At 41.2% G+C, this 12,600-nt stretch carries 11 protein-coding genes; 4 read left to right on the forward strand and 7 right to left on the reverse strand.

All coding sequences use genetic code 11. The features are described 5' to 3' along the window. Window positions 1–23: 23 nt before the first annotated feature. Window positions 24–2,183, reverse strand: coding sequence for a DNA helicase RecQ (gene recQ, locus GJB62_RS07070; protein WP_114083998.1), 2,160 nt, complete (start codon window positions 2,181–2,183; stop codon window positions 24–26). A gap of 28 nt (window positions 2,184–2,211) precedes the next feature. Here recQ and GJB62_RS07075 point away from each other — a divergent pair, with 28 nt between their 5' ends. Continuing rightward, complete coding sequence (locus tag GJB62_RS07075; RefSeq protein WP_159402468.1) at window positions 2,212–2,379, forward strand: hypothetical protein; 168 nt, start codon at window positions 2,212–2,214, stop codon at window positions 2,377–2,379. Window positions 2,380–2,386: 7 nt separating this feature from the next. On the opposite strand, the gene GJB62_RS07080 is transcribed toward GJB62_RS07075, so the two are convergent. The 4 genes from GJB62_RS07080 to GJB62_RS07095 form a co-directional block, all read right to left on the reverse strand. Continuing rightward, complete coding sequence (locus tag GJB62_RS07080) at window positions 2,387–3,400, reverse strand: hypothetical protein (protein WP_147262547.1); 1,014 nt, start codon at window positions 3,398–3,400, stop codon at window positions 2,387–2,389. A 328-nt stretch (window positions 3,401–3,728) separates the two neighbouring features. Then, the gene (locus GJB62_RS07085; RefSeq protein WP_114084000.1) at window positions 3,729–5,291 is read right to left on the reverse strand and encodes an AAA-like domain-containing protein; all 1,563 of its coding nucleotides are present in this window, start codon (window positions 5,289–5,291) and stop codon (window positions 3,729–3,731) included. A gap of 288 nt (window positions 5,292–5,579) precedes the next feature. After that, a complete protein-coding gene (locus GJB62_RS07090; RefSeq protein WP_179072407.1) occupies window positions 5,580–6,965 on the reverse strand; it encodes an AAA-like domain-containing protein in 1,386 nt (461 codons plus the stop codon). Between the two features lie 221 nt (window positions 6,966–7,186). Then, window positions 7,187–7,849 (reverse strand): class I SAM-dependent methyltransferase, encoded by a 663-nt coding sequence (locus GJB62_RS07095; protein WP_114084001.1) that lies wholly within the window; start codon window positions 7,847–7,849, stop codon window positions 7,187–7,189. Window positions 7,850–7,919: 70 nt separating this feature from the next. Between GJB62_RS07095 and GJB62_RS07100 the strand changes: the two genes are divergently transcribed. Further along, window positions 7,920–8,102, forward strand: coding sequence for a hypothetical protein (locus tag GJB62_RS07100; protein WP_147262548.1), 183 nt, complete (start codon window positions 7,920–7,922; stop codon window positions 8,100–8,102). Window positions 8,103–8,492: 390 nt separating this feature from the next. Beyond that, complete coding sequence (locus tag GJB62_RS07105) at window positions 8,493–9,431, forward strand: phosphoribulokinase (RefSeq protein WP_114084002.1); 939 nt, start codon at window positions 8,493–8,495, stop codon at window positions 9,429–9,431. A 105-nt stretch (window positions 9,432–9,536) separates the two neighbouring features. On the opposite strand, the gene GJB62_RS07110 is transcribed toward GJB62_RS07105, so the two are convergent. Continuing rightward, window positions 9,537–10,109, reverse strand: coding sequence for a hypothetical protein (locus GJB62_RS07110; protein WP_114084003.1), 573 nt, complete (start codon window positions 10,107–10,109; stop codon window positions 9,537–9,539). 169 nt (window positions 10,110–10,278) lie between these two features. Between GJB62_RS07110 and radC the strand changes: the two genes are divergently transcribed. Beyond that, window positions 10,279–11,010, forward strand: coding sequence for a DNA repair protein RadC (radC, locus tag GJB62_RS07115; RefSeq protein WP_114084004.1), 732 nt, complete (start codon window positions 10,279–10,281; stop codon window positions 11,008–11,010). A gap of 23 nt (window positions 11,011–11,033) precedes the next feature. On the opposite strand, the gene GJB62_RS07120 is transcribed toward radC, so the two are convergent. Further along, window positions 11,034–12,581, reverse strand: coding sequence for a sodium:proton antiporter (locus GJB62_RS07120; protein WP_114084005.1), 1,548 nt, complete (start codon window positions 12,579–12,581; stop codon window positions 11,034–11,036). Window positions 12,582–12,600 lie beyond the last annotated feature (19 nt).

Raw genomic sequence — 12,600 nt, forward strand, 5'->3', positions numbered from 1 at the left:
TATTCTGTGTTCTTCTTCAATCATCACTTGCGATTGTCACGCCGCCACTTACACCGTACTAAGCGAATTTCATCAAAAGTGTAGCTTTCACCTAATTGTTCTTTAATGGGAGTGAGGGAAATGTCACCGAGTACTTCTAAAACTTGCCAAATTTTTTGTTGATGTTCTAAAGGTACTAATTGATTTAAATCAACTGGCTGATTTTTCTCAATTAGTTTTTCTAAATGATTGCTAACTGTTGCCGGACTAAGATTCCGCTTTTTGGCAATTTGAGCAATATTTAAACCTTGTTGATGTAATTGTAATGTTTGTAATTCGGTGTAAGAAGAAGATGATTTGGGAGAGGATACGGAAGTAGCAGATTTATTTTGCAAACCTTTTTCTTGGCGGTAGGCGCGAATTTCTGTAATAAACTTTTCGCCATATTGAGCGAGTTTATGACTACCAACACCAGAAAGTTTGGCAAATTCAGTTAAGTTTTGGGGTTGCACCTGTACCATCAATTTTAAAGTGGAATCGTGGAAGATGACGTAAGGTGGTACAGATTGCTCATCAGCCAATTCTTTACGTAGCGATCGCAACTTCTGTAATAATATTTCTGCTTCTTCTGCTTTTTCACTCCCCTGTTCCCAGGTAATCTTTTGGACTGTGGTTATAGCTAGGGAAACTGTGCGTTGTTTTCGCATTACTTCCCAACTGTGGGCATTTAGTTTTAAAACTGAGTAACCATCGCTAGTTTGTTCTATTAACCCTTGATGTAAAAGCGATCGCCCCAACATTCGCCATTCATCTAGAGTTCTATCTTTACCGATACCATAAGTAGAAAGTTTATCGTGTTCGTACTGGAGAATTTTGTCTTTTTTTGCTCCCCGCAACACATCAATTATGTGTAGCATCCCAAATCTTTCTTTGCAACGCGCCACACAAGATAAAAACTTCATGGCTTCAACTGTCCAATCTTGCATGGGTTTGGGATGACGACAATTGTCACAGTTACCGCAATTCCCAGGAAACCTTTCGCCAAAATAACCCAATTGAATCGTTCGCCGACAATCAGTGCCTTCAGCGTAATCGATCATCTGCCGCAGTTGTTGTTTAGCAATCAACTGTTCTTGAGGGTCAGTTTTTTGATCGATACTCCATTCAATTGTTTTAACATCACCAAAGCTGAAAAATATTGTACAGCGAGATGGTTCTCCGTCTCTACCTGCCCTACCCGATTCTTGATAATAACTTTCTATATTTCTAGGCATATCAAAGTGAACTACCAGCCGCACATCGGGTTTATTAATTCCCATACCAAAGGCGACTGTTGCCACCATCACCCGGACATCATCTCGAATAAATCGCGTTTGATTACTACTACGTTCCTCATCAGTTAATCCGGCATGATAAGGCAGAACACCAATCTTATCATTTTGCAGTTTAAAAGTTAGTTCATCAACTTTTTTACGAGTTAAAGAATAAATAATTGTCGAACCTTCAGTTTCTCGAATTAGTTCTAATAATTCAGCGTAAGCATATTTAGTTTTAGGACGAACTTCGTAATAAAGATTTTCACGGTTAAAACTAGCAAGATGGATGCTTGGTTGCTTTAATCCTAATTGTTGAATGATATCACTACGGACGCGATCGGTTGCTGTGGCGGTGAGAGCGACGGTAGGAACATCAGGATAGCGTTTCCGCAGAGATTTCAACTGGCGATATTCTGGACGAAAGTCATGTCCCCATTCCGAAACGCAGTGCGCTTCATCAATAGCGAAGCTAGAAATACCGATTTTTTCTTTAACTAAATCGAGAAATGGGAGAAACCTTTCACTGAGGAGACGTTCTGGGGCGACGTATAGTAATTTTACTTTACCACTGAGGATAGCTTCTTCCCGCGATCGCACCTTGTAAGCATTCAAACTGCTATTGAGAAATGTCGCGTTAATATTATTATTTCGCAGTGCTTCTACTTGGTCTTGCATCAAAGCAATTAACGGCGACACCACCACCGTTAATCCATTTTTTAACAATGCTGGTAGTTGAAAACACAGAGATTTTCCCCCACCAGTCGGCATCACAACCATTAAATCTCGATTTTGCAGCGCATCTTCGATAATTTGCCGTTGTCCGGGGCGGAATCTGTCGTAACCGAAGTGATATTTTAGCGCTTGTTCGAGATGGGGATACTGAAGCATAGCGATCGCTTTTTCGGGGGCTGTCTGCGTGAGTAGTTATGAAGATATCAGGATTTTAACTCACATCATCGGCAGCTTTGGTCACACCTGCATTTCTATTGGCGATGTCTACGACGGGCTACGCCTACGCTTGATTTTCAAGATTGTCGCTACAAGATTAGCGATCGCACTTATACATATCCACCTGTTCCTCTGAATTATCTTCACAAAGTTGGGTAAACAGTATCTCCAGCTTTATGTAAGTTGATCTGGTGTCCTCTGTTTATTCTAACTTTGGTATCTGTCGGAAATAGCAAGTTCGCAGCTACATCCTGTTGCCGAGTGTCAGGGAAGTCCAATGCGATCAGTGTCCGTACATGCGAGGGTGGCATCCAATTCGGAAACATGGTACTACTTTTTGTGGCAGTACCATTACTCCAGCGCCACATCAGATTGTGGACTTTAGTCGCGGAACCTTGAATGCTCACTTGCTGAATACCATTTGGTAGGCCACCGTTGGTATAAGCATGAAGACCTACAGGACTGGCTGGGTTTGGTAATCCACCGCTAACCGGTAGCGCATTAAAAATGTGCCCATCGAGGTTGGCTTTAATGTTGTTGCCCAAAAGAGCAATGGTTTTTTGTGCCCTAGCCCCTCTTCTATGCTTATCACCTCTTTTTTGCTCATTTTTTACAGTTTGAATCATCCCCTGTAAAGCCCCACCATTTTGCTGCACCATCGGCTTCATTTGCAATTCTTCTTCCTCTTCAGGCAAAGACTCGCGCTGAAGTTTATCGCTCTGTGGCTGATGAATACTTTGCACAACCTGACGTGCTGTTTCGTCTGCCTCTTGCTCGTACTTATCTCCAGGTTCCCCAATTGTTAGCTTTGCCTGAATTGGTGCTGCTATATTTGGTTTTCTTAGTGGAATATTGGCAAAGTTATGACCAAATCGAGTTGCGTGTTCCAGTCGAGAATTCAATAATCCATCCATCTTGGCTTGCAGCACAGTCAGCCGTTCCTGTCCCTCTGGCGTAATCTTGCCATATTTTGCTTGTAATTCCAGTCCAGTTGCCTCAATACTTTGTTCTGCAAAGGTAATATCCTCTATGTCTGTTTCTGTCACTGGTGCAACTGATGCTTTTTGAACTTGGCTACCAAACGGTCTATAGGCCAATTTAGGATTTTGTTCTGCTGCATGGGAATTGCTATTGATAGATGAGAAAGTCTTTGACAATTTCTTATTCTGCATTGTTTTTAGAAGTTATTAATTTGCACTTAACCAGGTATTGAGCTTTCGGTCTACTGAAATTGGGTAATAATTTTATCGAAAGAAACATATATTTAGTACTGCATAAAATTATTTTATTAATTGGCAAATATATTCATCTATCCACAGATACAGAGTTCCATTTCACCAATGCAAATTTCATTAATAAGTTGAAAATATTTTAATTCGTATCGTCCAAAAAATAAATCTCTTGTGGGGTGATGGTAATCTTGCCATTAGCTGTGCAAATTAAATGCACGACAGCTTACTACAAAATTCAAAATTCAAAATTTAGTCAGCATCCACCTAAGCGAGAATTTGCAGTTATTACTTTGCCTTGATGTCCTACTTGGGTGCATTTTAACTGTGATTCTAAAGCATCAATCTTTCGTAAAAGCGACACTCCCCACACTATAGAAATCACCAACTTGATTGTCATACCCGCTAGCAAGAGTGTGACTATTGTGGAAGTTTTCTTTTGTTGAGCTAATCTTTTTTGTTGTTCTGCAAGTCGTGCTTCAACTTCTTTGGCACGTTCGGCTTCTAATGCTTGTTGCATTTCTCGCCGATCTAATTCTTCACTAGCAGCTAAAAATCGATAATCTAAGTTGCTCAAGCTTTTGCCATGTGCCCAGGTTTGGGCATCAATCAAAGCTTGTCCGCGCAATAAGCGAGATTTATCATTTTCTTTTGAGGCTATCCACGCATTGAAGGTTTCATAGTAGGGGCGCAAGTAAGCTAATTTTTTTCCAACCCATTCTAAATTGAAAACTTCTTCATAAATTCGATTTTTAATTTGGAGAAAACCTTGCTTTTTAATCACCAAACCAGACAGCAATAGTTCTACTTGTTCTCGACTATCATCGGCTGCTACTTCCACTCCTTGGAGGATTTGCTGATAAATTCCTAGCAATCTGGCGGCGATTTGTTCGTTTCTGAGGATGCGATCGCGAATTGTCCGCAAATGCTCTGGTTCATCTTGTGATTCCCATTGATCGATAATGTGCGATCGCACCACATTTTCTATCCAAAATTCTTCTGTGCCAGGGGGAATTTTTAACTTTCTACCCACATCATCTTGAGATAGACTAACAAGTAACCGACACAGCTTTTGAGTCAGAAATGGTTGCCCTTTTGTCCAAGCTAATACTTCCTTTAAAACTTTTTGGGGATGATTGTCTTTAATATCCAGTCCTAAAGATAGTGGTTGAGCTTCTTCAAATGTAAAACCATTTACTCGGATAGCTTTACCAAAATTAAACTTCGTAATGTGATTTTGATATAAAATTAAGTCTGAAGGTGTAGCAACACCGAAAATTGCAAATGTAATCCGATCGTACTCTGAATCAATTGCTCGTTGGTTATAACAAAATCGAATCAAGCTAAAAAAGTCATCCACAGAGAAATCGAGACCGAGAATACTATCAATTTCATCAATAAAAATGAATAGCCTTTCGTTAGGAAACTGAACTAACAGAATTTCTGAAATAAACCGACTGAGTTTCTGAGCCAAAGAAATATCATTTTTTTCTTGCCACCAAGTTTTTAAATTGACTTTTCCTAACAGTTTAAAGCCCAGCCATAAATCGCCTACAACTCCCTTATACCACTGTTCTGGAGTTATATTTTCGCAACCAATATTAGTCATATCAATGGTGACACATCTAAAGCCTTCTTGTTGCAAGCGATGCTTGGTTTTTACCATAAGTGAAGATTTGCCCATTTGCCTACTGCTTAGGATATAGCAAAATTCACCCTGCTTTAAGGCTTCGTAAAGTTCCACATCTGCTTTGCGCTCAACATAGCTAGGAGCGTCACTGGTTAAAGTGCCACCAACTTGATATCGATAACTGTTCATTTGATTTAAAATTTCAAATTAGTTCTCGTTCTTAATAAATAAATTTCTATCGTAACAATTGATAAAATTCATATTAAACCTCGTCTACCTTGAGAACCGTAGTTTTGTAAGTTGGGTACAGCGATCGCGTAACCCAACATAAATAAGGTGGTAATGTTGGGTTACGTTTCACTCCACCCAACCTACATATATCTTTTAAAAAACTCTAGGTTTCAACATAGATGAGGTTTAAGAACGAGAATTACTTATTTTGATTATTTATCTTTCAACAGTTTACCAGAACAATTACTATCCTGAGTGCTTTCCAAGCTGTTGGCTAAAGTAAAGGCGATATAACTCACACATAACATGAGCTTGATTACCGTTGAGTTTAACCAAACCCATACTTTCTAGCTTGTAAGCAGCGATCGCGTCTAGCTCTACTTTTTCATCTGTTGCAATTACCTGTTGCATAGCTGACATTAATTTTGGGTCTTTTTGCAATAAGCTCAACAGTTCCCGTAAATGCTGACTGTAAATTCCCACTGGTGTAGATGCAGTTTCTAGTAATACTTCTAATGTCATTTCCTCCTGACATAGATGATAAAGCGCAAGGCTCACCAAATAAGGATGTCCTCCTACCATTGCTTGTAAGGGTGCAAGGCGTTTTGCCCCTTCGGAGTCGGCTGCACAATTTAGTCCATAAGACAATGCTAAATTCTGTACCTGATTGAGAGTCAATGGTGGGAGCGTAATTGTGATCCCAACATTGAAAGGCGATTGGTTAAGCTTTAGTGGAATATATATTTCTGTGGTGTGAACTACCACCATCCGTAGTTTTTGCCAGATTTGATCCTGCTTTGCTTGTTCGTGCCAAAATCGCAGCATTGGCAAAAAATCTTGGGCAATATTGGGATGTTCAAAAACTCGATGAACTTCATTCAAAGCCAAAACTAGAGGACTATTATCAATGTATTGCAGTAGATATGCTTCAAAATAGATTTTGCAGCTTACCTTGCTGCCCATTTCCGTATCCCAAAAATCATCTAGAGAGGGAAGGAGATTTAACTGTCTGCTGACATTGACACAAAACCAACGCAAAAATTTATCAAGAGAAGCAAAAACGTCTTGATCGGCTTCTTGAAAGTCCAAATAGACGATTTGATAACCTTGCTCTCTAGCATAAGCAATCATCCGATTGAGCAGTGAACTTTTTCCTGTCTTTCTAGGTGCTTTGATTCGGATTAAGCAACCAGGGTATAAAATCTCGTTACAAACAAGTTCTTCCAGAGGAGGACGATTGATGTAAAGAGGAGAACCCAGTGGTACGGGGCCGCTAGGAAATTCAATTTTGCTTGCTGAAAATGAGTCTGGAGACACCATTTCTAAATTAGATTTTTCATTAAATTCTTGTTGGCTCTGATTTTCCCGATCGCCTATTTTTTCTTGTAGGTATTTCTTCAAGGCTAAATGCAGATTTTTTTTGGTTATTTTTTTTCCAAGTGCGATGGAAAGGTCTTGCCACAACTCAGAGCCAACTTCTTTGATGTAATTGTCGCGGTAGCCTGATTCCTCTGCCATTTCACCATAAGTTTTGCCCAACCACGACTGAGACAGCACAAAGCACTGAATGGAAGCAAGAGGCTTGTCTTGCAGAATTGTTTCTACTGCTTGCAGAATATCTTCCACGGACATTAAAGTTTAAACAATTACTAGATATAGTTATCTATTTTGATCTATTAATAATATACAACCGAATAAATACTTAAAAAAAGAAAAATAAATTTCTAAGAATACAGTTTTTAAACTATAATTTAATATTGCTTACTTAAAAAATCTTGCTGATTTTTAAGCAAGATTAGGGAAAGTCAAGTATTAAACTAAGCGGATTTGGTTTTAGAAAAGTTAGAAAGACATCACTTTTTCAGTGCCAGAGTCAAACCATCTGCGATCGCTACTAAACTCAGACTAACTCGCTGGTCTTGATGCAGCTTTTGATTAAAGGCACGAATCCTTTTAGTTCTATTATCCTGTACTTGGGGGTCGGCAACCCTGCCTGACCAGAGAACATTATCGATCACAATCAGTCCCCCCGATCGCACTAATTGCAGCGATCGCTCATAATAAGCATCATAGTTGCTCTTGTCTGCATCGATGAAAGCAAAATCAAAGGTTTCCGCCTCTCCCGTTGCCAATAACCGATCTAAAGTCTCCAAAGCTGGGGCAATGTGCAGTTGAATTTTATCTGCCACTCCAGCTTGCTGCCAATAACGCCGAGCGATCGTTGTAAATTCTTCACTCACATCACAAGCTACCACCTTCCCATCGCTCGGTAACGCCAAGGCTACCACCAGGGAACTATAACCTGTAAATACCCCAACTTCCAAAGTTTTTTTCGCTCCCAGCAACTGCACCAGTAACGCCAAAAATTGCCCCTGTTCAGGAGCAATCTGCATTCTACCTACTGGATGCTGGGCTGTTTCTTGCCTCAATTGGGTTAAAATTTCTGGTTCTCGGAGAGAGACTGATAGTAAATAGTCATAAAGGTTTTGTTCGATTCCTAGTGTTTGAGTGGTCATAACGTGCGTTTTTCTTTTACCTAAATCTCACACACTAATTATCTGTTTTTTAGGCTTAAAGCCCTTACCAATGACAAATGAATCCCGGATTCCTGACGATACTGTAGGCAGAGGAGTGTGGGGAGTGTGCGGGGTCAGATTTCTTCCCCATCCTCCCACACCTCCCACACTCCTTGATTTCTCACTTGTGAGAAATCAAGGAAATGACAGCCTTTGCCAGTTAGCTTTAATTGCGCCGACCGACTTATCGTAGGCATCTTCCCCTGGGAAGCGAAAGTGTACGCTCTAGTTTAATAGTGATACCGCTCAGTAAAAGATGATGTTAGGTCAGGTATGGTAAGCCAATCTGACCCAATACTGCTCGGTTAAAGGGAAAAGGTTAAGGGCAAAAGGAATGAAAGGCACGATATATAAGGTTTTTCCCCTTTAACCTTTCCCCTTTAACCTTTTCCCTGCCCCCCGCCCCCTTGCCTCTTTTGACTCATCAGCTATGTAGATGGCAATAAACCAGCGCACAGATATTTTATATGTAGAGATATTGCATACCAAGGCTTTGCTTGAGTTACTTGCCTAAACCCTTCTAGAATTAAAACTATTGTAGGGAAATTGTATTAATAAACTTACTTTTATTGTGGGAGGTATGATGAGCCGTCCAATAATTCTTGGTATTGTCGGCGACAGCGCTGCTGGGAAAACAACACTAACGCGGGGAATCGCTCAGGCACTCGGCCCAGAAAATGTCACGATCATCTGTACAGATGATTACCACCGTTACGATCGCCAACAACGTGCAGAAATTGGCATCACTGCCCTCCACCCGGACTGCAACCATCTGGATATTATGCAGCAACACCTGTCGCTGCTACGCACAGGGCAACCAATTCTTAAGCCAGTTTATAGCCATAAAACAGGGACATTTGAGGCACCTAAGTATATCAAGCCAAGTAAATTCGTCATTATTGAAGGATTACTCGGTTATTCTACTCGTGCCGCCCGTGATTCTTACGATGTTAAAGTTTATCTTGCGCCTCCTGAAGAATTACGTGCTAAGTGGAAAGTCAAGCGAGATACGCAAAAGCGGGGCTACACACCTGAACAGGTGCTAGCAGAATTAGAAAAGCGCGAACCAGACTCATCACAGTTTATTCGTCCGCAACGGCAATGGTCTGATATAGTCATTAGTTTTTATCCACCAACTGATGAAGATGATGAAAGCAATGGACACCTAAATGTCCGATTGGTACTACGTCCGACAATTCCCCATCCAGATTTCACCGTAATTACCAATTCTAGTTATGGTAATTCTGACTCAGCGATTCGTCTTGGGCTAGACAGAGATATGAGTAAGCCTGTGGATGTCTTGGAAGTTGATGGTCATGCCACCTTAGAACAGGTGAATAAATTAGAGCATATTATTTGTTCTGATATGCCCCATCTCCGAAATCTTTGCGATCGCGAAAGTAATCCTGAACTGGGTAAAATTGCTGGTACAACTGGAGAGACATTGCAAAGTTACCCCCTAGCTCTCACCCAGCTAATCATTACCTACCACATGCTCAAAGCAACGCAAATTTATCAATAATCAGGGAAGATGGAGGGGTTTTGCGAGTTTGCGATCGCGTATAGTGTTGGGCTGTTGAATTATGCGATCGCACTATACTTATGCTACTCAAACTTTAGATATTGCTCATGATTGTGGCTTGACGGGGGCTTGCAGCAGTTCAATATCTCTAATCTCAAGAATGCCACTACTCTCAAATTGCACACTAATTTGAACTTTGGCAGCATCGGCTTCTTTTTTAAAATGGGCACGCGCTTCGTAAGACTTAAAATTTTCCGTTGGTGAAACTCCTGTAGACCATGAAGTTGTTCTCATTTCACCCCATTGTCCTGGTCTATGTAAACCTAAACTCACTTTAATTGGTTTTTCTGTGTCTAGCGCTTTCGCGTTAAATTGACAAGCAAGAACACACTCTTGGACATCGGGCGATGCAACTTCAAACAAGATGACATTTCGCAAAGGATCTGTACTAATCATTAACTGCTGAGTATTGTCGTCATAGGCTTCAATTCGCCAGCTTTCTCCGACAATTGCAATACCTCCCCTTGTCACTGTGGAATCGGCAGGTGTGAATCGACGAATCAGCACAAATGGCTCTGTGGGTTCAGGAATGCCGAAGCGCTTTTGCAAATCGTTACCGACTTCTTGAATTTTAGAGTCAATGAAACCTTTGAGATTGTTGAATATATCGTCAAACATAGCGATCGCCCTAAATCATATTATTTTTAGTATTCCCTTTGAAAGTTGCCAATGAAATTACCTATCTAAACTAACCAAGGTTAAAGATTTTCTCAAATAAAGATGATTTGGGAAGTAAACAAGGGATAACTAAGGATAGTTTGATGCATGGTGACGATTTTCTTAGTTTATGACCTATTGCCTTAGAATTGCCGACCTACCTACAAATGAGCGTCCGCGTGAGCGATTAATGACGCATGGTGCCAAAATTTTAGCCACAGCAGAGTTAATCGCAATTCTTCTAGGCACTGGTCAAGGCCCAGGAAAACTATCTGCTGTGGGTTTGGGACAATTTATTTTGAGCGAATTAGGCAAACACCAACGCGATCCTTTGGCGGTTTTGCGGGAAGTTAGCCCCGCAGAGTTGATGCTAATTTCTGGTGTTGGCCCGGCCAAGGCAACAAGTATATTAGCAGCAATTGAATTAGGCAAACGCGCTTTTCAATCTCGACCGAATGACGGAACATTGATTGATAGCCCACTTGCTGCTGCTGCTACCCTTAGCCAAGATTTGATGTGGCAGGCACAAGAACGTTTTGCAGTGGTGTTATTAGATGTTAAGAATCGCTTGCTAGGTACGCAAGTAATTACCATTGGCACAGCAACCGAAACCTTAGCTTCTCCCCGTGATATTTTCCGGGAAGTTATTCGTCAAGGTGCAACGCGGGTAATAGTTGCCCACAATCACCCTTCTGGGAACCTTGAACCTAGCCATGAAGATATAGAATTGACGCGCCAGTTGTTAGCAGGGGCACAGCTTTTGGGGATTCCGGTACTAGATCATCTGATTTTGGGTAATGGCAATCATCAGAGTTTACGGGAAATAACAACTTTGTGGGATGAACATCCGCAAGGGGATTAGTAGAAAAAGCAGGGAGCCTCAATCTACAAAACATCCTCAAGCATAGATGCTAATTCTTTATTTAACCGACCAGACTTAACAAATTCTGCATAAGTATCTGCTTCAATTGCCAGCAGTTCTCCTCGGAATTGTTCTGTTGTAAAACTCTGAAGATTGGGATATTCATCCTGTAATTTGTCAATTTTTGACCGTAAATCTGCAAGTTCACTTTTGATTAGTGTCTCCTGATAACGGCGAAACTCTGGGTCGATGCCGGGGCGTTTGTCTGCCTGGAGGTGTTGCAAAACGCGTTCTAAGGCAATATGACGGGCAACTAATTCTAAATATTCCTCACGTAAGGGTGCATCACCTAGCAAATTGAGTTTTTCCAACAAAGGTTTGATGGTCAATCCTTGAACAAGTAGAGTAAATAAAACTACTCCAAACACCGTTGCAATAATTTTTTCTCGCTCTGGCAGTATAGTCGATACACTCAATGCCAGGGCAATGGAAACGGAACCACGTAACCCGCCCCACCATAAGATAGTTTGTTCTGGTAAAGAAATGTCCGATTTGGTGATGCTAGTACTCAATTTGCTGAGAATCAAAAGAGCAACTGCCCGCATCAAAATCATTGCTGCCACTGTCACTATAATGATTTGCAAGTTTTCGCCCAAACTAGCAAAGCGTATTTGGTCGCCAATCAACAAGAAGACAATGGAGTTAACAAAGAACGCCAAAAATTCCCAAAATTCGGAGACAATAATCCGGGTGCGGGGATTCATGCCGATACGAGAGCCAAAGTTGCCTAAAATCAAACCTGTGGTGACAACTCCAATTACCCCAGAACCGCCTAAGTCTTCAATAATCAGGTAAGTGGCGTAAGCGGAAACTAGGGTTAAGGATTGTTCTACTAAGGGCAAATCGAAGCGCTGGGTGAGGTAAGAAATACCAAATCCAATGAAAGCCCCCACCCCTACACCGATGCCAACAACTGTAAATAACTGCACTAAAATTGGTTGTAATTCCAATTCGGCAGTTCCCAAAGATAAGGCCACCACAAAACCAAAGGCAACTACAGCCATACCATCATTGAATAAGCTTTCGCCTTCCATTAAAGTGACAAGACGACTATCTACGCCCAGTTCACGAAACAAAGCGGTGACAGAAACAGGATCGGTTGCAGACAGGCTAGCTGCGATGAGTAAAGCTGTAGTTAGAGAAATACCAATGAATTGATTAAGAGCGATCGCTACCCCGGCGATCGCAATTAACACCCCGAACACTGCATACAAGCAAATCGGCACTAAATCCCGCTTCAGTTCTGACCATTTCAAATTCCATGCAGCTTCAAACAACAGGGGTGGTAAAAAAATGAACAAAATTAATTCCGGGGAAAGGGTTACTAAACGGACATCAACAAACGCCAAACCTAACCCGACAATCACCAGTAGCAAGGTATAAGGGATATTCCGAAACCAGCTAAATACCTGCGGTAGTGTCGCCACACCTAAAGATACTGAAAGTACCAACAGAAACTGCTTAAGATTATTTGTAATGACTTCCTCGGCGATCGCTGATTCAAGCACCATAAGTAAATTCCTGGTATAG

It is taken from the genome of Nostoc sp. ATCC 53789 (assembly GCF_009873495.1).
Taxonomy (GTDB): Bacteria; Cyanobacteriota; Cyanobacteriia; order Cyanobacteriales; family Nostocaceae; genus Nostoc; species Nostoc muscorum_A.

What these genes read in the sequence shown, in the direction of transcription:
- GJB62_RS07100 (WP_147262548.1), top strand. Translation starts at nt 7,920, where the DNA reads ATGACAAATGAATCCCGGATTCCTGACGATACTGTAGGCAGAGGAGTG.
- GJB62_RS07110 (WP_114084003.1), bottom strand. Translation starts at nt 10,109, where the DNA reads ATGTTTGACGATATATTCAACAATCTCAAAGGTTTCATTGACTCTAAA.
- GJB62_RS07085 (WP_114084000.1), bottom strand. Translation starts at nt 5,291, where the DNA reads ATGAACAGTTATCGATATCAAGTTGGTGGCACTTTAACCAGTGACGCT.
- GJB62_RS07090 (WP_179072407.1), bottom strand. Translation starts at nt 6,965, where the DNA reads ATGTCCGTGGAAGATATTCTGCAAGCAGTAGAAACAATTCTGCAAGAC.
- radC (WP_114084004.1), top strand. Translation starts at nt 10,279, where the DNA reads ATGACCTATTGCCTTAGAATTGCCGACCTACCTACAAATGAGCGTCCG.
- GJB62_RS07105 (WP_114084002.1), top strand. Translation starts at nt 8,493, where the DNA reads ATGAGCCGTCCAATAATTCTTGGTATTGTCGGCGACAGCGCTGCTGGG.
- GJB62_RS07120 (WP_114084005.1), bottom strand. Translation starts at nt 12,581, where the DNA reads ATGGTGCTTGAATCAGCGATCGCCGAGGAAGTCATTACAAATAATCTT.
- GJB62_RS07095 (WP_114084001.1), bottom strand. Translation starts at nt 7,849, where the DNA reads ATGACCACTCAAACACTAGGAATCGAACAAAACCTTTATGACTATTTA.
- recQ (WP_114083998.1), bottom strand. Translation starts at nt 2,183, where the DNA reads ATGCTTCAGTATCCCCATCTCGAACAAGCGCTAAAATATCACTTCGGT.